Here is a 19,509-nt window from a genome sequence, read left to right as displayed (position 1 = left end):
CCGATGGCCGACCGTCACCTGGTGGACGTGCACGTCCTGCTGATCCGTGACGGGCACTTGCTGCTGAGCAAGCGCCGCGGTGACGACGAGTTCGACGGGCTGTGGCATCTGCCCGCGGGCAAGCTGGAGGTGGGGGAATCGGCCACCGCGGCGGCGGTGCGGGAGGCGCGCGAGGAGATCGGCGTCGACATCGATCCGGTGGATCTGCGTCACATCCATACCGCGCATGTGGTCGGATCCGGACGGGAGGCGCGGATCGGGCTGTTCTTCGAGGCGCGCGGCTGGAGCGGCGAGCCGGTCAATCTGGAGCCGGACAAATGCTATGGGCTGCAATGGTTTCCGTTGTCCCGGTTGCCGGAATCGGAGATCATCGGCTATCCGCTGGCTGGTATCCGGGCGCGCGCGGGCGGCGCCACCTACAGCGAGCGCGGGTGGCGCTGAGCCGCTGTGCACGGCTGTGGATAACGTCACCATCGCTGTTTTCGGCCCGGGCCGATCCGCTACAGCTGAGGGGGTGACTCTCGCACTGGACCTCGATCAGCGCCGGGCGCTGGCCCGGCTGTCGGAGCTGCTCGATCGGCGCGGCCGGCCGCGGCCCCGCGTGCGCGGGGTCTACCTGCACGGGCGGCCGGGCCGGGGCAAGACCATGGTGATGGACCGGTTCTACGCCTCGGTGACCTCGGACCGTAAGCGCCGCTTCCACTTCCACGACTTCTTCGCCCGCCTGCACGCCGCGGCGCACGAGACCGGTTCCATCGACGGGGGCATCGACCGCCTGCTCGGGTCGGCGCGGCTGGTCTGCTTCGACGAATTCCACGTGCACGACATCGGCGACGCCATGCTGATCGCCCGGCTGCTCGACGCACTGTTCGCCCGCCACATCGTGCTCGTGGTCACCTCGAACTATCCACCCGACGGCCTGCTGCCCAACCCGCTGTTCCACGACCGGTTCGAGCCCGCCATCGCGCGGATCCACGCGTACCTGGACGTGGTGGCCGTCGACGGCGCGATCGATTACCGCACCCGCGCACCGCGCGACCGGAGCACGGGTTTCGCGTCGGGGGAGTACCGGGTGGGTGAGTGTGGCGGCGCCGGCACGGTCCCGATCGAACTCGGCGCGCACACGCTGCATGCCCGGGCGGTCGACGGGCCGGCCGTGCGCTTCGATTTCGCGGCCCTGTGCGGTACGGCGACCTCGGCGGCTGACTACGTCGAGCTGGCTCGACGGTTCCGGTACTGGACGCTGTGCGCGGTGCCGCCGCTGCGCGAGGTCCCGGTGGATTGGGCCATGCGTCTGATCAACCTGGTCGACGTGCTCTACGATGCCGATCTGGCGCTGATCGTCTACGCGCGAGCGCCGCTGTCGGAGCTGCTGGCATCGGTGCCCGCGCTCCCGGACCTGGTGCGTACCCACAGCCGTCTTGGTGAGCTGTCACAAATTCCGACCCTCCCGGTCGGGTAGTTTCGGTAGCCGCTCGGTAACAAGCCCCAATATCGATCCGGCGGTTGGTAATTCGAACTCGCCGATTCGCCTCCGAAGCGACCACCCGGCATGTAACTATGTGCCTGATTGAGGCTGTTCGATGAACTGGTGGTAATGGGGTGGTCCGTGCGCGCACGCCGATAGTCCGCGCGATCGCGGTGATCGCGCTGCTCGTGTGCGCCGCCATCGCCCTGCGCGGCTACATCCCCGGCGCCACGCCCTCGAAAGCCGGTCCGACCGCACAGTCCGCCGTCGCCGTCGTGCTCATGCCGGTGCTGCTGACCGTGTCGGTGGTGATCCTGCTGGCCGGGGTGATCGCCAGCCAGCACCGGCTGCCGCTGGCCATGCCCGAACCCGAGCGCGAGATCGCGCGCGGCAACTGGCGACTCGGCCGGATCGGGCTGGCGATCCTGGGTCTGCTGGCGGTCATCGGGCTGCTGGTCGCGGTCTCGGTGGCGGTGTATCACCTCGGTATCGGGCCCGAGGCCGAGCCGCAGCCGCCCACCCCGGTCGAGGGCACGCCCGCCGACCCGGGCACCGGCACCCTGCCCGAACCCGCCGCACCCCCGGCACTGACCGGCCCAGCCCTGCTGCTCACCGCCATCGCCGCGGTCGTGCTGGTCGCGGTGGCGGTCCTCGGGCTGGTGGCGGTCGCGGTGACCGGACGTCGCAAACACGGCGAGACACCGCCGCCGCCCGGCACGGGCACCGCCAGCCAGGCGGATTCGCTGGCGCGCGCCGCCGAAATGGGCCTGGCCGCGATGAATATGCCCGGCCAGGATCCGCGCACCGCGATCATCGCCTGCTATCTGGCCATGGAAAGCGGGCTCGCCTTCGACCGCGCCGCCGCGCCGCTGGTCTCCGACACCCCGATGGAGGTACTGGCGCGTGCCTTCGAACACGGTGCGCTGCACGACGCCTCCGCGCGCGAACTGGTGGCGCTGTTCGAGGAAGCCCGGTTCAGCCCGCACGACATGCTCGAGTGGCAGCGGCTGCGCGCCGAACAGCTCCTGCGCATCGTGCTTGCCGACCTGCAAGGGGAGGTCGTCGCGTGAATCGAACCGGCGCCGTGGTCAGCGCGGTGCTCGCCGTGGTCGCCTTCGAGGCGGTCACCGTCGCGAACGCGCGCGGCGCACTGCTCGCGCTCACCGGAATTCCCCTGCTGTTCTTGATGATCCACCTGATCTGGACGCTGCGGGAACGCGCGCCGACGCCCGAGGAGTTGCCGGGCGACATCGACAACGGACCGGCCGAGATGCTGCAACGCTGGCAGGCCCGGGCCCAGATGCTGGCCGACCGGGCCGACGGCAGCCGCGCCGACTGGGACCGGCACCTGCGCCCGCTGCTCGCCAAGGAGTTCGAACTCTCCGCGGGGCAGCGGGTCGCCAAGAACCGCAAGGCCATCGAAGCCGCCGGACGACACCAGTTCGGCACGGAACTGTGGCGCTGGGTCGACCCGGCGAACTCCGCGCTGCGCGATCAGACGACGCCCGCGCCCGGCCGGGCGGCACTGGACGAGATCCTGCGCCGCCTGCAACGAATGTGAAATGGACGAGACTATGACGATGCCGATGGATCTGACGGTCCAGCGCAGCGAGGCGATCCTCCGGGAACTGTCCCGGGTCATCGTCGGCAAGCGCGACGAGATGCAGCTCATTCTGATCGCCGTGCTCTCCGGCGGGCACGTGCTGATCGAGGACCTGCCCGGGCTCGGCAAAACGCTGATCGCCCGATCCTTCAGCGCGGCACTGGGTTTGGAATTCACCCGGGTGCAGTTCACCCCCGACCTGCTCCCCGCGGACCTGCTCGGCTCCACCATCTACGACATGAACTCCGGCCGGTTCAACTTCCGGCGCGGCCCGGTGTTCACCAATGTGCTGCTCGCCGACGAGATCAACCGGACCCCTCCCAAGACCCAGGCCGCGCTGCTGGAGGCGATGGCCGAGGGGCAGGTCAGCATCGACGGCGAAACCTTCCTGCTGCCCCGGCCGTTCATCGTGCTGGCCACCGACAATCCGATCGAATACGAGGGCACCTATCCACTGCCGGAAGCGCAGCTGGACCGATTCGCCATCCAGCTGCGCCTGGGATACCTGTCCGAGGCGGACGAGACCCAGATGATCCGGCGGCGGCTGGAACGCGGCGCGCTGCCACCGCAGGTCGGTCAGGTCGTCGACGCCAACGGGCTGCTGGAGATGCGGCAATCGGTCGAATACGTCACCGTCCACCCGGATGTGGTCAGCTATGTGGTCGCCCTGGCCGCCGCCACCCGTGGGCATCCGCAGGTCGAGGTCGGGGCCAGTCCGCGCGCGGAACTGGATCTGGTGCAGATGTCACGGGCGCGAGCCCTGCTGCTCGGCCGGGACTTCGTCGTCCCCGAAGACGTGAAAGCGCTGGCCATTCCGGCGATGGCGCACCGGATCACCCTGCGGCCGGAGATGTGGGTGCGGCGCATCCGCGGCGAGGACGTCATCTCCGAACTGCTGCGCCGCCTGCCCGTTCCGCGCGCCGCGGCATCCAGCGCGGCCACACCGTTCCCGTCCGCGAGCACATGAGACATCGCGACGCCGCCGCCAGCATCGACGCCGAATTGCGGTGGCGGCCGGCGCCACTGGTGTACATGCTGGCGATCTGCGCGGGCGCGGCCCTGCTCGGCGCGGTGGCGCTGGGCCGCTGGCAGCTGGTGGTGTTCGCGGCCCCGCTGGTCGGCGTGCTGGCCAGCGCGCCCTGGCAGCAGTCGCGCACCCGGATCCAGATCGACGGCGGCGGCACCCTGCGCTGCTTCGAAACCGAGGAGGTAGTGCTCGATGTCGCCGCGTACGTCGACGCCGGGCACGCGCTGCTGCGCCTGAAACCGGTGCCCGCGCCCGGACTGGGCATCGCCGTCGAGGAGACCAGTGATTCCGGGGCGGCACCCGCCGGGCTGCGGTTGGCGCTCACCGCGGATCGGTGGGGGCGCTATCCGGCGTCGGTGCGGGTCTCGGCGCTCAGCCCGGCGGGCCTGGCCGTCGCCGACGTGGTGCTGCCCGCGGGCGAGCTCTACGTCTATCCGATCACCGATCCGCAGCTGATGGGCCTGCCGCGCACCGAACTACCCGAACGGCTCGGCACCCATCTCACCCGCAAACACGGGCCCGGCGTGGAGTATGCCGATATCCGCGCCTACGCGCCCGGCGATCAGCTGCGCACCGTGAACTGGCCGGTCAGTGCGCGGCGCGGACGGCTCTACGTCACCGAGCGGCTGACCAATCGGTCCGCGGATGTCGTTGTGCTGGTGGACACTTCGGAGCAGGCGCCCGGGCCCGCCACCGATTCGCTCGAGCTGTCGGTGCGCGGGGCGGCGCAGGTCGTGCAGTCCACCCTGCAGGCCGGTGATCGCACCGCCGTGGTCTGCCTGGGGCGGGAGCCGCGCTGGCTGCGGCCAGACATCGGCCGTCGCCAGTTCTATCGGATCGTCGACGCGGTGCTCGGTGTCGGCGACGAGCACATACCCACCACCGGCACGCTGGCCCCGCATGCCGCGGTGCCGCTGGGCGCGATCGTCATCGCGTTCTCCACGCTGCTGGACACCCAGTTCGCGCTGGCGCTGATCGATCTGCGCAAACGCGGTCACGTCGTCGTGGTGGTGGATGTGCTGCGCGGCACGCCATTTCGGGATGGGCTGGACGAAACTCTTTCGCGCATGTGGCAATTGGAGCGTTCCTCGATGTACCGGGATATGGGCACGGTCGGCGTAGACATCGTCGCCTGGCCCGCGGACGCCCGCCTCGACCAGGTCATGCGCCTGATTCCCGAGCGCCGCCGCACCAGCCGGGTCCGCCGATGACCAGATTCCTCGCCGTCCTGTCCGGCCTGCTGTTGATCGGCTCGGTCGCCCTGATGGTTCCCTGGGCCGCCATCCCCGCCGCGCTCCTGGTCGCGGCCGGCTGGTGGTATCGCCCGTCCGCCGTAGCCGCTGTCCTGCTGGCCGCCGCCGTGCTCGCCTTCGCCGACCCCACCGTCCTGACCGCGGCCGCCACCGGCCTGGTAGCCACCGCCTACCTGCTCAACACCGCCACCGCCACCGCCGCCGCCCCCGCCGGCGTGGTCCCCACCACCGTCCCTTCGGTAGCCGCCGCCGTCCTCTGCACCACGGCCGCCACCGCCGCCACCTACCTCCCCCTCCACCTCCCCTGGGCCCCCCTCGCCGCCCCGATCCTGACAATCCTGCTCGTCACCTTGGTGTTCCGAAGGCCCCGCCCCAACCCGACCTGACACCTACGCCACCCGCGGCCTGACTTCGACAACGAGATCGGCGTCGAGTGCAGAAGCAAGGCGCTCCAGCACTTGCAAGCTCGGCACCGTCCCGCCAGCCTCGAAGCGAGCGACCGCCGACTGGGTCATCCCTGCTGCCTCGGCCAACGCCGTCTGACTCCAGCTCCGCTCTTCACGCATCTGGCGGATCGTTCGCCCGAGTTCGTAAGCAAGACGCGCCGCCTCGTATGCCTCTTTGGCGCCGGGCTCACCCATCCGGCGTCCGCGAATTTCCGCCCAGTCTTCAGCCATCGTCATCGTCCTCCTCGGCTGTGTGTTGCTCCGCCACGCATCGTTGCATCGCTCGACGTGCCCGTCCGATCTCGGCACGTTCGCGCATTTGTGTCTTCGCGAAGACCGTCATCAGGATGATTCGTCGCCTCGGAGCGATCCAATAGCTGACTCGGACGGCCTGTCCGTCGAGGTAGAACCGCAATTCCCGCAGCTTTCCGTCCAGTTGCCGGGTGTACGGCTCGCCGAGTAGTGGGCCGTTTGTCGCTAGCAGGTCGATGTAGAACGCGACATGAGCGAACCTCTCCGACGACAGTCCGTTCAGCCATTTGCCCACCTCGGGTTCCAGTTCGACGATACCCCATCCCATAGCGTTGATGCTATATGTCTCGGCTGCCAGTTATGTTGTTTTCGTATAACAGGGCTTTGTTGAATGTGTTGGTGGGCAGCGGCGGGGTGCCGCCGGATCGCGTAGCCTCGGACCTGCTGTCTGCAGGAGGGGAGTTCGATGGAAGCAATCACCGCTGAGCATGATCTGGTGATCGCTCGGTATACCGAGTCGCTGGATTGGGTGCTGGATGTGCCCGAGAGCTACCGGGTTCATATCTACGACAAAGGGGGCGCTCCGGTGTCGGCGGCGGTGCGAGACCGCGCGGAAACCTTTGTGACGCTGCGTAACGCGGGGCGGGAATCGGATACCTATCTGACGCACATGCTCGAAAGTGGGCCAGGTAGCGGGGAATTCACGGTTTTCGCGCAGGGCGACCCGTTCGAGCACAGTCCGGATTTCCTGGAATTGCTTGCCACATCGGATGATTGGTCCGATGTGCAGGCGCTGTCGTGGTGCTGGAAAGCGCAGATCGGGTATCCGCCGAAAACTCTGCTGACCCCGGAACGATCGATCGTGCCCGGTCTGCGGGTGCGGCCGGAACTGTTCTCGCTCAGCACGTTCAATCCCCTGGAGTGGGTGGACAGCGGCGCCGAGGCCATCGGGCGCGGCTACCGGGACCTGCACCGCCTGCCCGAGGGCGTCAACATGTGCGCCCACTTCCTGGACATGTGCGAGCTGCCCGACATCGCGGAACTCGCCGAACAGCATCTGGTCGGCACGCACAGCTACGGTGCGATCTTCGCGGTCCGCAATCACCTGATCGAGAAAGTGCCCGAGCGCGCACTGGTCCGCCTGCGGCAGGCGGCTTTCGGTTCGACCGTGCACGGCTACTTCTGCGAACGTCTGTGGCTGCACATCTTCGGCGAGCAGTTCGTGTTCCCGGTGCGACTGCCGGAATAGCAGACAGGCCGCGAACGGAGACTGTTCCGTTCGCGGCCCGCCGGTGCGCAGGCGCTAGCTGAACCGCAGCACGACATCGCCCAGGACCGGGGCGTCGTCGCGTTCGACCACCGAGGCGGTCATGGTGAGTTCGCCGGCACCGCGCCAGATCCGGGTGCGGATGGTCTCGCCCGGGTAGAGGACGCCGGCGAAGCGGGCGCGGAAGCTCTGGACGCGGGTGGCGTCGGAGTCCAGCGCCGTGTCGGTGGCGGTTTTCAGGACCAGGCCGTAGGTGCACAATCCGTGCAGGATGGGGTCGGGGAAACCCGCGGCGCGCGCGAAGGCGGGGTCCGAGTGCAGCGGGTTGCGGTCGCCGCACATGCGGTAGAGCAGGGCCTGCTGCGGGAGGGTGGGCGTCAGCACGTCGAAATCCGGTGTGCGGTCCGGGAGTTCGGTTTTCGTGCTGGGTCCGCGGTCACCGCCGAAGCCGCCCTCGCCCTTGGCGAAGATGGACGAGCGCGCGGTCCACAGCGGCTCGCCGTCGGCGCCGGTGACGGTGTCCTCGCGCCACACCACCGCGGCCGAACCCTTGTCCCAGATATCGGTGACCCGGCCGACGGTGGTCGCCTTGCCAGCGGCGGGGATCGGCCGGTGCACGGTGATCTCCTGGCTGCCGTGCACCACCTTCGCCAGATCGATGTCGATCCCGGTGAACTTCACCTTCGGCGGATCGGTCTCGTGGAAGCTGGGCGCGACGGTCGCGAACGACGGCAGCACCTGCGGTTCCTGATCGTGCAGGTAGGCCAGTTCGGCGGGGTCGGTCCAGCGCGCGCCCGCGCCGAGCGCGAGGTTGTAGTGCTGGACATCGCCGGCCGACCACGCGAATTCGCGGCCGGGGATCTCCGCGCCGAGCGCGGCATTCAGATCGATGGGCATCGAAACTCCTTGGGATGCTTGGGGATGACTCAGGCCTGCTTGCGCTCGACGATGTCCTTGACGGCGAGGTAGCCGAAGGTGATCGCGGGGCCGATGGTGGCGCCGGGCCCCGCATAGGTGTGCCCCATCACCGGCGACGAGCAGTTGCCGGAGGCATAGAGGCCCTCGATCACCGAGTTGTCCTCGCGCAGCACCCGACCGGCGGTGTCGGTGACCAGGCCGCCCTTGGTGCCGAGATCGCCGGGCACGATCTTGGCCGCGTAGAACGGGCCCTGCACGAGCGCGGCCAGGCACGGGTTCGGCTTGACGGTCGGGTCACCGTAGTACCGGTCGTAGTGGCTGTTGCCGCGACCGAAATCCTCGTCCTTGCCGGTGGCGGCGAATCCGTTGAACCGGTCGACGGTGGCGGCCAGGTTCTCGGCGGGCACCCCGATCTTCGCGGCCAATTCTGCCAGGGAGTCGGCCTTGACGATGTAGTCGTTTTCCATCCAGCGGGACGGAATCCGCTGGCCCGGCTGTAGCCCGGCGAATATGTATCGGTTGCGGTAGCGCTGGTCGAACACCAGCCAGGCGGGGATGTTCTCGCCCGGCCCCGCGCCCTGCCCGTATTCGCCGCCGTACATGGTGTGCACGGCCTCGACGTAAGGAGCGGACTCATTACCGAATCGCTTGCCGTCGGCGTTGACCATGATGGTGCCGGGCAGGTTGCGCTCGGCCAGGGCGAACCACGGTTTGCCGCCCTTGAAGATGGTCGGCCCCCACCAGGCGTCCTCCATGAAGTCGACCGAGGCGCCGGCTTCCATGCCCGCGACGATGCCGTCGCCGGTGTTGGCGGTCGCGCCGGTGGTCCACTCGGTGGTGATCGGCTGGCGCTGGTATTTGGTGCGCATTTCGGCGTTGTGCTCGAATCCGCCGCTGCCCAGCACCACGCCCAGCCGTGCGGTGAAGGTGACGGGTTCACCGTCCTGGGTGGCTTCGACGCCGGTGACGACACCGTTCTCCATGACCAGCTTGGTCATCGGGGTGTTCAGCAGCACCGGGACGTTCGCGTCCAGCAGGCCCTTGCGCATGGCGGCGATGATGGCCTGGCCCATGCCGAGGATGTGCTTGCCGGTCCATTTGGCCAGGTAGGTGCGCGCGCCGACCCGCAGGGCGCGGGCGATGCCCTTGGGGTGGCGCTTGATCAGGTTGAGGCGGACGAAATCCGCCTGCATCACCACGACGTTCAGCGGCGCCTTGGCGTACGGCGGTTCGAGGTTGGCGAGTTCCTTGCCGAGCACTTTGGCGTTGAACGGTTTGGGTTCGCTGGAGCGGCCCGCGCCGAGCCCGCCCGGCGCCTCCGGGTAGTAGTCGGAGTAGCCCGGCACCCATTTCATCTGCAACGGCGAATGATCGAGGACGAAGTCGAAAGCTTCGGCGCCCCGGTCGATGTAGGTGTCGATCCGTTCCTTGGGCACCACGTCGCCGATGATGCTGTGCAGGTAGGTGCGCGCTTCTTCGCGGTCGTCGGGGCGGCCGGAGGCTTTGAGCGCTTTGTTCCCGGGAATCCAGACGCCGCCGCCGGAGCGGGCCGTGGACCCGCCGTAGTGCGCGGCCTTCTCGATGATCACCACTGTGAGCCCGTGGTGCGCGGCGGTGAGCGCGGCGGTCATGCCGGCTGCGCCGCTGCCGACCACCACGACGTCGTATTCCCGATCAGTCATGTAGAACACGTTATAGAATGAACGCGCCTTTGGTCTATGTTGAGTGGCAGAAGACCTACTTGGCGTACCACTTGCCGAGAAACTCGTTTCAGTTTCAGATCCGGAGCTAGTACATGGGCCTCGAATGGGACCTCACCGCCGACGTGGTCGTCGTCGGATACGGAGCCGCCGGTGCGGCCGCCGCACTGGAAGCCACCGCCGCGGGCGCGCAGGTGCTCGTGCTGGAGCGCTTCGCCGGCGGCGGCGCCTCCTCGATCTCGGGCGGCATCGTCTACGCCGGCGGCGGCACCTCGGTGCAGCGCGCGGGCGGTGTCGAGGACACCCCGGAGCAGATGCTCGCCTACCTCGAGCGTGAGGTCGGCGACGCCGTGAAACCGGATACGCTGCGGCGCTTCGTGGAGCAGAGCCCCGACATGATCGAGTGGCTGAAGAGCCACGGCGTGCCGTTCGAGGCATCGCTGTGCCCCTACAAGACCTCCTATCCGAACGACAGCTACTACCTGTACTACTCCGGCAGCGAGGTATCGGGTTTCGGTCGCGCGGTCGCCGAACCGGCGCAGCGCGGGCATCGAGTCAAGGGTAAGGGCATCTCCGGTCGCATGCTGACCGGCCCGCTCGCGGCCTCGGCCTCCCGCCGCGGCGTGCGCGTGGAAACACTTACGCAGGTCACGCGATTGCTCACCGACGACAGCGGCGCGGTGATCGGCGCCGAATGCCGCACGCTGCGCGACGCGCCCGGCTCGGTGCGCGAGCGGTACACCCGGCTGGCCAAGATCGCGGCCAATCCCGGCATCTACTATCCGCCGCTGCGGCGCTTCCTGGAGCGCCGGATGGCGCGCCTGGATCGCCGCTACAGCACCACCATTCGGGTGCGCGCGCGCCGCGGCGTCGTCGTCAGCGCGGGTGGATTCATCGCCAATCGTGCCATGGTCGCCGAGCACGGCCCGCAGTACCGCAACGGCCTGTGCCTGGGCACCACCGGCGACGACGGCAGCGGCATCCGGATGGCGCAGCAGGTCGGCGCCGCCACCGACCGGATGGGCAATATCTCGGCGTGGCGATTCATCCTGCCGCCCAGCGCTTTCACCGGCTCGGTCCTGGTCGACGCGCAGGGCCGCCGCGTCATCGACGAGACCCGCTACGGCGCGGCGGTGGGCCACAAGCTGATCGCCGACCACGACGGTCGCGGCTGGCTGCTGGCCGACGACAACCTCATGCGCACCGCCATCTCGCAGATCGGAAATCAGGGCACCTGGTTCCAGCGGGCTCAGTTCGAGGCGCTGCGGCGAACCGCGGTCCGGGAGAACAGCATCGAGGCCGCCGCGGCCAGGGCCGGCATCGATCCGGCCGGGTTACGCGCGACGGTCAACGAACACAACGCGGCCATCGACGCGGGCCTGCCCGACCCGATGGGCAAACCGGCCGAATTCACCAAATCCGTACGTAGCGGGCCGTTCTGGTTGTTGGATGTGGGGATCAAGCCCAGTCTGATGAACCCGTGCCCGATGCTCACCCTCGGCGGCGTCGTCGTCGACGAAGACACCGGCGCGGTGAAATCCGAAGCCGGCCAAGATATTCCGGGCTTGTTCGCGGCGGGACGCACCGCTGTCGGTATCTGCTCGGATTCCTACGTCAGCGGCCTGTCCCTGGCCGACTGCATCTTCTCCGGTCGCCGCGCGGGCGCGCACGCGGCCGCCAACCCCCAAGCGGAAGGAAACTAGCGTGCTGTCCGACGCGGTACGAATCCAGCTCGCCGACGAACTCGAAGTCGCCGAACGCGATCGGGTGGCCATCGATCCGCTCGTCGCCCGGCACACCGACATCGACGTGGTCGACGCCTACGAGATCCAGCTGATCAATATCCGGCGCCAGCTGGCCGGCGGCGCGAAGGTGGTGGGCCACAAGGTCGGCCTGTCCTCGCTGGCCATGCAGCAGATGATGGGTGTCGACGAACCCGACTACGGTCACCTGCTCGACACCATGGAGGTGTACGAGGACAAGCCGGTCGAAGCGAGCCGCTACCTGTTCCCGCGGGTCGAGGTCGAGGTCGGGTTCGTGCTCGGCGCCGACCTGCCCGGCGCGGACTGCACCGAAGCCGACGTGCTCGCGGCCACCGTCGCCTACGCGCCCGCCATCGAACTGATCGATTCGCGGATCAAGGACTGGAAGATCGGTCTCTGCGACACCATCTCCGACAATGCCTCCTCCGCGGGCTGGGTGCTCGGCCCGGAGCGGGTCGCGCCCGCCGATATCGACATCAAGGCCATCGACGCGGTGCTCACCAAGAACGGCGAGGTGGTGGCCGAGGGGCGCAGCGATGCCGTGCTCGGCGACCCGGTCATCGCGGTGGCCTGGCTGGCGCGCAAGGTCGCCTCCTTCGGTGTGCGCCTCAAAGCCGGAGACATCGTGCTGCCGGGTTCCTGCACCCGCGCCATCGACGCCCACCCGGGCGACAGCTTCCATGCCGAGTTCGCCGGACTCGGTTCTGTCCGTCTGCGTTTCAGCTGACAACGACCACACCGAGTTAGGAGAGAGACGTGACTGGAAACAAAGTCACCGCGGCCATCGTCGGCTCCGGCAATATCAGCACCGACCTGCTGTACAAGCTGCTGCGTTCGGAGAACATCGAACCGCGCTGGATGATCGGCATCGACCCCGACTCCGAGGGCCTGAAGCGGGCCCGCGGTCTGGGCCTGGAGACCTCCGCCGAAGGCGCGGACTGGCTGCTGGCGCTGCCGGAGAAGCCGGACCTGCTGTTCGAGGCGACCTCGGCCTATGTGCACCGCGAGTACGCGCCCAAGTACGAGGCCGCGGGCATCCGCGCCGTCGACCTCACCCCGGCCGCCGTCGGACCGGCGGTCATCCCGCCGGTCAACCTGGCATCGCTGGCCGACGCGCCCAACGTCAATATGATCACCTGCGGCGGCCAGGCCACCATTCCGATGGTGGCGGCCGTATCCCGGGTCGTTCCGGTGGAGTACGCCGAGATCGTGGCGTCGGTGTCCTCGGTGTCCGCCGGGCCCGGCACCCGCGCCAATATCGACGAGTTCACCAAGACCACCTCCAAGGGCGTGGAGACGATCGGCGGCGCCAAGCGCGGCAAGGCGATCATCATCCTGAATCCGGCCGAACCGCCGATGATCATGCGCGACACCATCTTCTGCGCCATTCCCGAGGACGCGGACCGCGACGCCATCGCCGAATCCATTCACGCCATGGAGAAGTCGATCCAGGAGTACGTGCCCGGCTACCGGCTGCTCAACGAACCGCAGTTCGACGAGCCGTCGCTGGTGTCCGGCGGCATGGCGAAGGTGTCGATCTTCGTCGAGGTCGAGGGCGCGGGCGACTTCCTGCCGCCGTACGCGGGCAACCTCGACATCATGACCGCCGCCGCCACCCGCGTCGGTGAAGTATTGGCCGATCAGATCCGGAGCGGAGCGCAGCGGAGCGACCAATCGAACACAGCCGCACGGGTGTAAGGAGTTTCACCGATGACCACTCTTTTGAAGCCCTACTCGGGCGAGCTCGATGTCCGCGTCACCGACACCTCGCTGCGCGACGGTTCGCATCACAAGCGCCACCAGTTCACCGTCACCGAGGTGCGTGACATCGTCACCGCGCTGGACGCCTCCGGCGTGCCGGTGATCGAGGTGACCCACGGTGACGGCCTCGGCGGCTCCTCGTTCAACTACGGGTTCTCCAAGACCCCGGAGCAGGAGCTGATCAAGGTCGCCGCGGAGTCGGCCAAGCAGGCCAAGATCGCGTTCCTGATGCTGCCGGGTGTCGGCGTCAAGGAAGACATCAAGATCTCCCAGGACAACGGCGGTTCGATCTGCCGGATCGCCACCCACTGCACCGAGGCCGATGTGTCCATCCAGCATTTCGGGCTCGCCCGGGAGCTCGGTCTGGAGACGGTCGGGTTCTTGATGATGGCGCACAGCACCACGCCGGAGAAGCTGGCCAAGCAGGCGCGGATCATGGCCGACGCGGGCTGTCAGTGTGTCTACGTGGTGGATTCCGCCGGCGCGCTGGTGCTCGATCAGGTGACCGACCGGGTCGCGGCGCTGGTCGCCGAGCTCGGCGATGACGCGCAGGTCGGGTTCCACGGGCACGAGAACCTCGGTCTCGCCGTCGCCAACTCGGTGTACGCCGTGCGCGCGGGCGCCACCCAGATCGATGGCAGCGCACGGCGTTTCGGCGCGGGTGCGGGCAATCTGCCGGTGGAGGCGTTCATCGGTGTCTGCGACAAGCTCGGCATCAAGACCGGCGTCGATTTCTTCGCCGTCACCGACGCCGCCGAGGATGTCGTCCGCCCTGCCATGCCCACCGAATGCCTGCTCGACCGCCAGGCCCTCATGATGGGCTACGCCGGCGTCTACTCCTCGTTCCTGCGCCACGCCGAACGCCAAGCCGAACGCTACGGCGTCTCCGCCGCCGAAATGCTGGTCCGCGCCGGCCAGCGCAAACTCGTCGGCGGCCAGGAAGACCAGCTCATCGACATCGCCCTGGAACTCCAGCGCGAAAAGGCCACCGCCTGAACCACATTCACTCGCGGTCGCGATCGGCACGGGAAACCAGCCGGTCGCGACCCAGTTCGACCAAGGACTTTCGGGCCGCCGCCTATTCGGGGCCACCGTAACGGGCCGCACCTTATCGAAGGTCGCGGCCTGTTTCGACAGTAGCGCGATATCTAGTCGTATACTTTTGATATACGCAGCGATATATTCGGAGGTTTGTTATGGCCAGGACCGTGATCGACCTCGATGACCAATTGGTGGCTGCCGTTGCCAAGACACTGGGTACGGCCACGAAGAAGGACACCGTGAACGCGGCACTGCGCGAGGTTCTGCAGAACCGGCAGCGAGCCTTGGCGTTGACCCGTTTGCAGGATGCGGCGGCGTCCGGTGCGCTCGATCTAGAACTGCTGGAGAACAAGCGGAACTATCGCCGGTGAGCGCGGCCCAGTTCTTGATCGACACCAGCGCGTTGGTGTCGATCATGAAGAAGACGGCGGATTCTCTGGCCTGGCAGGAGGCGGCGGTGGCCGGACTGATCGCTGTCTGCCCGATCACCGAACTCGAGTTCTTGTACAGCGCGCGCTCGGCCGCCGATCGCGCACTGATCATCGATGAGATGCGCATCGTCTTCGGCTGGGAACCGGTCGACGATCGAGCTTACGATCGTGCCTGGGAAGTCCAGGGGGAGTTGACCGCTCGTGGGCAACACCGCAGTGCGGGGCCGATCGACTTGATCCTCGCCGCCAACGCCGAACTCCGTGGATTGACGCTGCTGCACCGCGACCATGCCTTCGAGTGCATCGCGGCCATCACCGGTCAGCCGCTCCAGTGGCTGGGTTCGCACTCGCCCGGGCATTCCAGCTAAGCGGTCCAGCGGCCGTCGGCCTTGGCTTTTTCGATCGCGGCGAGGCCGGAGGCGTGCATACGACCCGTGGCGATGAGGGCCTCGGCTTTGGCGATATTGATGGCCGACCAGGGGCTTTTGGGGCGGCGGGGGGAGTAGCGCTGGAGGTAGTAGTCGGGGGAGTGGGTGCGGCGGACGCTATCGATCCAGCCGTAACAGAGTGCGCCGTCGAGGGTTTCGGTGATGGTGGGGGAGCGCTGCGCGGAGTTCTTCTTCGCGATCAGGATCCAGACGGCGGGGGCGGTGGCGTGGTTGGCGGCCAGCCAGGAGTGCCAATCGGCCGCGTCGGCGCAGGTGATGACGGGTGTGCCGTCGAGCTGTTCCATGAGACCAGCATGCCGGTCAAAGTGCTCACCGATTGAGCACTTTCAAGCACCGGTTGTCTTCCGCGAAACGACGAACGGCCGGGAGTTCAGCACTCCCGGCCGTTCGCGTGTTCCTACCTCAGAGCCACGTGTCCAGCGTCGTGGTCGTGAGGAAATGGTCCAGATCCGCGCGCCAGGGCGCGGGCGTGGTCTTCTCCGGTTCGATGGCCGTGTACTGACCCCGATAGAAGAGCAGGGGCCTGCCGGAGTCGGTGGACTCCGACAGGGCCCGCACACGGCCGATCACGATGTAGTGATCGCCGCCGTCGACGACACTGTCCACAGTGCACTGGATCGTGGCCAGCGAGTCGTCGAGGACCGGGACATCCAATTCGGATGCGTGCCACGAGGTTCCGGCGAACTTGTCCGGCTCGCGGGAGCCGAAGCGGGCGCATACCGCCTGCTGTTCCTCGGCGAGCACGTTCACGCAGAACTTGCCCGCCTGCTCGATCGCTGCCCAGGACCGCGAACCCTTGGTGGGGCAGAACAGGATCAGCGGCGGATCCAGCGACAGCGCGGCGAAGGACTGGCAGGCGAAGCCGATCGGCGTGTGGTCCGCACCGAAGGTGGTGATCACGGTGATGCCGGTGCAGAACTGCCCCAGCACATTCCGGAACGCCCGCGGATCGATCTCCGGTACCTGCTCCGGCGAGCTCATTGCTGGCGGGCCTGGATCGAGAAGTCGTGACCCCACAGGCTCACCGCGGTGGACTCCCGCGCGATCCAGGACAGGTCGTCGTCGACTTCGAGTCCCTCACAACCGAATTCGATATCGAACCCGCCCGGCGTCTTCATGTAGAACGACAGCATCTTGTCGTTGATGTGCCGTCCGAGCGTGGCCGACATCTTCACGTTCTTGCGCGCCGCGCGATCCAGGCAGAGACCGACATCGTCGGAGTTCTCCACCTCGACCATCAGGTGCACGATGCCCGTCGGGTTCGGCAGCGGCAGGAACGCCAGCGAGTGATGACGCGGGTTGCAGCCGTAGAACCGCAGCCAGGCCGGATCGCCGTCGGCGGGCCGGCCCACCATCTGCGGAGGCAGCCGCATCGAGTCACGCAGTCGGAACCCGAGCACGCCCTGGTAGAAATCCTGCGCGGCGGCATCGTCGGTGCAGGTCAGCACCACGTGGCCCAGGCCCTGCTCGGCGGTGACGAACTTGTGCCCGTAGGGGCTCACGAACCGCCGGGCGACATATTGCGCGCCGTGGAACGCCTCGAGCGTATTGCCGGAGGGATCCTCGAACTGGATCATGCCCTCGACTCGGCGGTCGGCGAGCTCTTCCCTGGTGGCCTCCTTGAAGGCCACACCCGCCGCGGAGAGGCGTTCCCGCAGTTCCTGGAGGCGCGGTGCGTCGTTGACCTCCCAGCCCGACACCAGCAGCCGGTCGGTCTCGCCCGGCACGATCACCAGCCGCGCGGGGAATTCGTCCATGCGCAGGTAGAGGGCGTTCGGGTCGGGACCCGGCGCCTCCATCATGCCGAGCACCTTGAGCCCGTACTCGCGCCAGGCCGCCATATCGGTGGCCTGGATGCGCATATAGCCGAGTGCGCGAATGCTGCGCCCACCCGTCACCCGGCCGCCACCCCCCAAGGAATCGCTTCGCGATGCTGTCATATCACTTCCCTTTGCGCGATCCGGCGAGGAAATCGGTAGCCAGACGGTTGAATTCGTCGAACTTTTCCAGCTGGGCCCAGTGCCCGCAACCGCCGAAGACATGCAGTTGCACCCGCGGGATCATCTTGGTCGCCACGATCGCGCCGTCGAGCGGGTTGACCCGATCCTCACGGCCCCAGATCAGCAGCACGGGCTGGCGCAGCTTGTAGGCCTCACGCCAGAGCATGCCGAGTTCGAAGTCCGGTCCGGAGAACGACTTGCCCATCGCCCGGGTCGCCGCCAGCGATTCCGGGGTGTTCGCCGAGGCGAACCGCTCGTCGATGAGTTCGTCGGTGATCAGCGACTGGTCGAAGACCATGATCCGCAGGAACGCTTCCAGATTCGCCCGGGTCGGCTCGTAGTTGAACCGGGCCAGGTTCTTCACGCCCTCGGTCGGGTCCGGCCCGAACACGTTGACGCTCAGCCCGCCCGGGCCCATCAGCACGAGCTTGCCGGCGCGGTCGGGGTAGTCGAGCGCGAACCGCACGGCCGCGCCGCCGCCCAGCGAGTTGCCGAGCAGGTGCACGCGCTCGGTGATCTGCAAGTGGTCGAGCAGGTCCTTCAGCGCCGAGGCGCTGTGCGAGAAGTACTGCGGGTGATCGACCGGCTTGTCGGACTTGCCGAACCCGGGCTGATCCACCGCGATGACGTGGTAGTTCTGCGCCAGCACCGGGATATTGCGGGAGAAGTTCGACCAGGACGACGCGCCGGGCCCGCCGCCGTGCAGCAGCACGATCGTCGGACCGTTGCCGACACCGGCTTCGTGGTAGTGCAGTTTCAGATCGGGCCGAACCTGCGCGAAACGCGAGGTCGACTCGTAGGTGAGTTCCACCGTCGAAGTCACGAAATCCCCTCCTAGTACATGGTGTCGGTGATCGGCAGCCCGAACTCGCCGGACCCGAACATGGTGTAGGCGCGCTCGGGATCGTTGGCGGCGTGCACCCGTCCGGCGTGCGCGTCACGCCAGAAGCGCTGTAGCGGAGTGCCATTGGCGAGTGCGGTGGCGCCGGAGCTTTCGAACAGCTTGTCGATCGAGGCGATGGCGCGGCCGGTGGCGCGGACCTGGTCGCGGCGCGCGGCCAGCCGCAGCTCGACCGGGATCTCCTCGCCGCGCAGCAGGTAGGCGTACTCGTCGACGATATTGCCGCGCACCTGCCGCCAGGCGGCATCGATATCGCTGGAGGCCTCCGCGATCCGGACCTTGGCGAACGGATCGTCCTTGGCCTTCTCGCCGGCGTAGGCGGCGCGTACGCGCTTGCCCTGATGCTCGACGTGCGCGGCGTAGGCGCCGTAGGCCATGCCCACGATCGGCGTGGTGATGGTGCTGGGATGGATGGTGCCCCAGGGCATCTTGTACAGCGGGTCGGTGTTCTGTTCCAGGCCCGGCGATTTCAGTTCGTTCATGGTGCGGTAGCTGAGGAACCGATGCCGCGGCACGAAGACGTCCTCGACCACCAGGGTGTTGGAGCCGGTGCCCTTGAGCCCCACAACATTCCAGACGTCGTCGATGCGGTAGTCGGAGCGCGGGATGAGGAAGCTGCCGAAGTCGACCGGGCGGCCGTCCTTGATGACCGGGCCGCCGACGAAGGTCCAGTCGGCGTGGTCGGAGCCGGACGACCACGCCCAGCTGCCGCTGACCCGGTAGCCTGAGCCGTCCTCGACCACGGTGCCCGCACCCATCGGCGCGTACGAGGACGAGATGCGGACCTCGGTGTCGTTGCCCCACACCTCTTCCTGGGTCTGCTGGCTGAACAGGGCCAGGTGCCAGTTGTGGATGCCGAGGATGCCCGCCACCCAGCCGGTGGAGCCGCACGCGCTGGCGATCTTGCGGACGGTGTCGTAGAAGATCACCGGGTCGGCGGCGTAGCCGCCCCACTGCTTCGGCTGCACGATCTTGAAGAACCCGGTCCCCTGGAGCGCCTTGATGGTCTCGTCGGGGATGCGGCGCAGGTCCTCGGCCGCTTGCGCCTGCTCGCGCAGGAAGGGCAACAGTGCGTCGACCTTGTCGGTCACTTCTTGCGTCATTGTGGGACCTGCTCCTCGGGGTGGAAGGCCGACGGAGTCGGCGGGGTGGGTGAACTCAGCCTGGTCGGTTGTCATTTGCCCTTGAGACTAGAACAGGTTCCTATTTATGTCGAGAACAGGTGCCCG

General features: G+C 67.7%; 23 protein-coding genes. 14 read left to right on the top strand and 9 right to left on the bottom strand.

Annotated elements, in window-relative coordinates; genetic code table 11:
* The first annotated feature begins 3 nt into the window (after nucleotides 1–3).
* From ACFVMC_RS03940 to ACFVMC_RS03910, 7 genes are all read left to right on the top strand, one after another.
* On the top strand, nucleotides 4–441 hold the full coding sequence (locus ACFVMC_RS03940; RefSeq protein WP_379206622.1) for an NUDIX domain-containing protein: 438 nt from the start codon (nucleotides 4–6) through the stop codon (nucleotides 439–441).
* Between the two features lie 73 nt (nucleotides 442–514).
* The gene (zapE, locus tag ACFVMC_RS03935) at nucleotides 515–1,462 is read left to right on the top strand and encodes a cell division protein ZapE (RefSeq protein ID WP_379206620.1); all 948 of its coding nucleotides are present in this window, start codon (nucleotides 515–517) and stop codon (nucleotides 1,460–1,462) included.
* A 140-nt stretch (nucleotides 1,463–1,602) separates the two neighbouring features.
* Nucleotides 1,603–2,538 (top strand): DUF4129 domain-containing protein, encoded by a 936-nt coding sequence (locus ACFVMC_RS03930; protein WP_379206618.1) that lies wholly within the window; start codon nucleotides 1,603–1,605, stop codon nucleotides 2,536–2,538.
* Nucleotides 2,535–3,029, top strand: a complete 495-nt coding sequence (locus tag ACFVMC_RS03925; protein ID WP_379206616.1) for a hypothetical protein — start codon at nucleotides 2,535–2,537, stop codon at nucleotides 3,027–3,029. The genes ACFVMC_RS03930 and ACFVMC_RS03925 overlap by 4 nt, the downstream gene beginning before the upstream one ends.
* A gap of 13 nt (nucleotides 3,030–3,042) precedes the next feature.
* The gene (locus tag ACFVMC_RS03920) at nucleotides 3,043–4,038 is read left to right on the top strand and encodes an AAA family ATPase (protein ID WP_379207800.1); all 996 of its coding nucleotides are present in this window, start codon (nucleotides 3,043–3,045) and stop codon (nucleotides 4,036–4,038) included.
* Nucleotides 4,035–5,309, top strand: coding sequence for a DUF58 domain-containing protein (locus ACFVMC_RS03915; RefSeq protein WP_379206614.1), 1,275 nt, complete (start codon nucleotides 4,035–4,037; stop codon nucleotides 5,307–5,309). Before ACFVMC_RS03920 ends, ACFVMC_RS03915 begins: the two co-directional genes overlap by 4 nt.
* Nucleotides 5,306–5,737 carry a hypothetical protein gene (locus tag ACFVMC_RS03910; RefSeq protein ID WP_379206612.1) on the top strand — a complete coding sequence of 144 codons (432 nt, stop codon included), beginning with the start codon at nucleotides 5,306–5,308 and terminating at the stop codon, nucleotides 5,735–5,737. The genes ACFVMC_RS03915 and ACFVMC_RS03910 overlap by 4 nt, the downstream gene beginning before the upstream one ends.
* A gap of 3 nt (nucleotides 5,738–5,740) precedes the next feature.
* Here ACFVMC_RS03910 and ACFVMC_RS03905 read toward each other — a convergent pair whose 3' ends face one another.
* Nucleotides 5,741–6,034 (bottom strand): helix-turn-helix domain-containing protein, encoded by a 294-nt coding sequence (locus ACFVMC_RS03905; RefSeq protein ID WP_379206610.1) that lies wholly within the window; start codon nucleotides 6,032–6,034, stop codon nucleotides 5,741–5,743.
* Nucleotides 6,021–6,377, bottom strand: a complete 357-nt coding sequence (locus ACFVMC_RS03900; protein WP_379206608.1) for a type II toxin-antitoxin system RelE/ParE family toxin — start codon at nucleotides 6,375–6,377, stop codon at nucleotides 6,021–6,023. Before ACFVMC_RS03900 ends, ACFVMC_RS03905 begins: the two co-directional genes overlap by 14 nt.
* Before the next feature lie 138 nt (nucleotides 6,378–6,515).
* Here ACFVMC_RS03900 and ACFVMC_RS03895 point away from each other — a divergent pair, with 138 nt between their 5' ends.
* Nucleotides 6,516–7,298: a hypothetical protein gene (locus tag ACFVMC_RS03895; protein WP_379206606.1), complete on the top strand. Its 783-nt coding sequence runs from the start codon at nucleotides 6,516–6,518 to the stop codon at nucleotides 7,296–7,298.
* A 54-nt stretch (nucleotides 7,299–7,352) separates the two neighbouring features.
* On the opposite strand, the gene ACFVMC_RS03890 is transcribed toward ACFVMC_RS03895, so the two are convergent.
* Entirely contained in the window at nucleotides 7,353–8,213 is an 861-nt protein-coding gene (locus ACFVMC_RS03890; protein WP_379206604.1) for a MaoC/PaaZ C-terminal domain-containing protein, read from the bottom strand.
* Between the two features lie 29 nt (nucleotides 8,214–8,242).
* Nucleotides 8,243–9,925 (bottom strand): 3-oxosteroid 1-dehydrogenase, encoded by a 1,683-nt coding sequence (gene kstD, locus ACFVMC_RS03885; protein ID WP_379206602.1) that lies wholly within the window; start codon nucleotides 9,923–9,925, stop codon nucleotides 8,243–8,245.
* A 104-nt stretch (nucleotides 9,926–10,029) separates the two neighbouring features.
* Between kstD and ACFVMC_RS03880 the strand changes: the two genes are divergently transcribed.
* The 6 genes from ACFVMC_RS03880 to ACFVMC_RS03855 all read left to right on the top strand — a co-directional run bounded on the left by ACFVMC_RS03880 (nucleotide 10,030) and on the right by ACFVMC_RS03855 (nucleotide 15,298).
* On the top strand, nucleotides 10,030–11,637 hold the full coding sequence (locus ACFVMC_RS03880; protein ID WP_379206600.1) for an FAD-binding protein: 1,608 nt from the start codon (nucleotides 10,030–10,032) through the stop codon (nucleotides 11,635–11,637).
* Between the two features lies 1 nt (nucleotide 11,638).
* The gene (locus tag ACFVMC_RS03875) at nucleotides 11,639–12,424 is read left to right on the top strand and encodes a 2-keto-4-pentenoate hydratase (RefSeq protein WP_379206598.1); all 786 of its coding nucleotides are present in this window, start codon (nucleotides 11,639–11,641) and stop codon (nucleotides 12,422–12,424) included.
* A gap of 29 nt (nucleotides 12,425–12,453) precedes the next feature.
* Entirely contained in the window at nucleotides 12,454–13,395 is a 942-nt protein-coding gene (locus tag ACFVMC_RS03870) for an acetaldehyde dehydrogenase (acetylating) (protein ID WP_379206596.1), read from the top strand.
* Between the two features lie 12 nt (nucleotides 13,396–13,407).
* Nucleotides 13,408–14,454 (top strand): 4-hydroxy-2-oxovalerate aldolase, encoded by a 1,047-nt coding sequence (gene dmpG, locus ACFVMC_RS03865; protein ID WP_379206594.1) that lies wholly within the window; start codon nucleotides 13,408–13,410, stop codon nucleotides 14,452–14,454.
* Nucleotides 14,455–14,654: 200 nt separating this feature from the next.
* Nucleotides 14,655–14,870, top strand: coding sequence for a type II toxin-antitoxin system VapB family antitoxin (locus ACFVMC_RS03860; protein ID WP_379206592.1), 216 nt, complete (start codon nucleotides 14,655–14,657; stop codon nucleotides 14,868–14,870).
* A complete protein-coding gene (locus tag ACFVMC_RS03855) occupies nucleotides 14,867–15,298 on the top strand; it encodes a PIN domain nuclease (RefSeq protein ID WP_379206590.1) in 432 nt (143 codons plus the stop codon). The genes ACFVMC_RS03860 and ACFVMC_RS03855 overlap by 4 nt, the downstream gene beginning before the upstream one ends.
* Here ACFVMC_RS03855 and ACFVMC_RS03850 read toward each other — a convergent pair.
* The 5 genes from ACFVMC_RS03850 to hsaA form a co-directional block, all read right to left on the bottom strand.
* Nucleotides 15,295–15,663 (bottom strand): YdeI family protein, encoded by a 369-nt coding sequence (locus tag ACFVMC_RS03850; RefSeq protein ID WP_379206588.1) that lies wholly within the window; start codon nucleotides 15,661–15,663, stop codon nucleotides 15,295–15,297. The two genes, ACFVMC_RS03855 and ACFVMC_RS03850, sit on opposite strands and share 4 nt — an antisense overlap.
* Nucleotides 15,664–15,781: 118 nt before the next feature.
* Nucleotides 15,782–16,360, bottom strand: a complete 579-nt coding sequence (hsaB, locus tag ACFVMC_RS03845; protein WP_379206586.1) for a 3-hydroxy-9,10-secoandrosta-1,3,5(10)-triene-9,17-dione monooxygenase reductase subunit — start codon at nucleotides 16,358–16,360, stop codon at nucleotides 15,782–15,784.
* Entirely contained in the window at nucleotides 16,357–17,319 is a 963-nt protein-coding gene (gene hsaC, locus ACFVMC_RS03840) for an iron-dependent extradiol dioxygenase HsaC (protein WP_379206584.1), read from the bottom strand. The genes hsaB and hsaC overlap by 4 nt, the downstream gene beginning before the upstream one ends.
* A gap of 1 nt (nucleotide 17,320) precedes the next feature.
* Nucleotides 17,321–18,202 (bottom strand): 4,5:9,10-diseco-3-hydroxy-5,9,17-trioxoandrosta-1(10),2-diene-4-oate hydrolase, encoded by an 882-nt coding sequence (hsaD, locus tag ACFVMC_RS03835; protein ID WP_379206582.1) that lies wholly within the window; start codon nucleotides 18,200–18,202, stop codon nucleotides 17,321–17,323.
* An 11-nt stretch (nucleotides 18,203–18,213) separates the two neighbouring features.
* On the bottom strand, nucleotides 18,214–19,383 hold the full coding sequence (hsaA, locus tag ACFVMC_RS03830; RefSeq protein ID WP_379206580.1) for a 3-hydroxy-9,10-secoandrosta-1,3,5(10)-triene-9,17-dione monooxygenase oxygenase subunit: 1,170 nt from the start codon (nucleotides 19,381–19,383) through the stop codon (nucleotides 18,214–18,216).
* Between the last annotated feature and the right edge of the window lie 126 nt (nucleotides 19,384–19,509).

Origin of the sequence: Nocardia sp. NPDC127579, assembly GCF_042672005.1 — a bacterium.
Classification (GTDB): domain Bacteria; phylum Actinomycetota; class Actinomycetes; order Mycobacteriales; family Mycobacteriaceae; genus Nocardia.
This window is presented reverse-complemented; position numbering and strand designations above follow the sequence as displayed.

What these genes read in the sequence shown, in the direction of transcription:
- ACFVMC_RS03940 (WP_379206622.1), top strand. Translation starts at nt 4, where the DNA reads ATGGCCGACCGTCACCTGGTGGACGTGCACGTCCTGCTGATCCGTGAC.
- ACFVMC_RS03920 (WP_379207800.1), top strand. Translation starts at nt 3,043, where the DNA reads ATGACGATGCCGATGGATCTGACGGTCCAGCGCAGCGAGGCGATCCTC.
- ACFVMC_RS03915 (WP_379206614.1), top strand. Translation starts at nt 4,035, where the DNA reads ATGAGACATCGCGACGCCGCCGCCAGCATCGACGCCGAATTGCGGTGG.
- ACFVMC_RS03910 (WP_379206612.1), top strand. Translation starts at nt 5,306, where the DNA reads ATGACCAGATTCCTCGCCGTCCTGTCCGGCCTGCTGTTGATCGGCTCG.
- ACFVMC_RS03905 (WP_379206610.1), bottom strand. Translation starts at nt 6,034, where the DNA reads ATGACGATGGCTGAAGACTGGGCGGAAATTCGCGGACGCCGGATGGGT.
- ACFVMC_RS03900 (WP_379206608.1), bottom strand. Translation starts at nt 6,377, where the DNA reads ATGGGATGGGGTATCGTCGAACTGGAACCCGAGGTGGGCAAATGGCTG.
- ACFVMC_RS03895 (WP_379206606.1), top strand. Translation starts at nt 6,516, where the DNA reads ATGGAAGCAATCACCGCTGAGCATGATCTGGTGATCGCTCGGTATACC.
- ACFVMC_RS03890 (WP_379206604.1), bottom strand. Translation starts at nt 8,213, where the DNA reads ATGCCCATCGATCTGAATGCCGCGCTCGGCGCGGAGATCCCCGGCCGC.
- ACFVMC_RS03880 (WP_379206600.1), top strand. Translation starts at nt 10,030, where the DNA reads ATGGGCCTCGAATGGGACCTCACCGCCGACGTGGTCGTCGTCGGATAC.
- dmpG (WP_379206594.1), top strand. Translation starts at nt 13,408, where the DNA reads ATGACCACTCTTTTGAAGCCCTACTCGGGCGAGCTCGATGTCCGCGTC.
- ACFVMC_RS03860 (WP_379206592.1), top strand. Translation starts at nt 14,655, where the DNA reads ATGGCCAGGACCGTGATCGACCTCGATGACCAATTGGTGGCTGCCGTT.
- ACFVMC_RS03850 (WP_379206588.1), bottom strand. Translation starts at nt 15,663, where the DNA reads ATGGAACAGCTCGACGGCACACCCGTCATCACCTGCGCCGACGCGGCC.
- hsaB (WP_379206586.1), bottom strand. Translation starts at nt 16,360, where the DNA reads ATGAGCTCGCCGGAGCAGGTACCGGAGATCGATCCGCGGGCGTTCCGG.
- hsaC (WP_379206584.1), bottom strand. Translation starts at nt 17,319, where the DNA reads ATGACAGCATCGCGAAGCGATTCCTTGGGGGGTGGCGGCCGGGTGACG.
- hsaA (WP_379206580.1), bottom strand. Translation starts at nt 19,383, where the DNA reads ATGACGCAAGAAGTGACCGACAAGGTCGACGCACTGTTGCCCTTCCTG.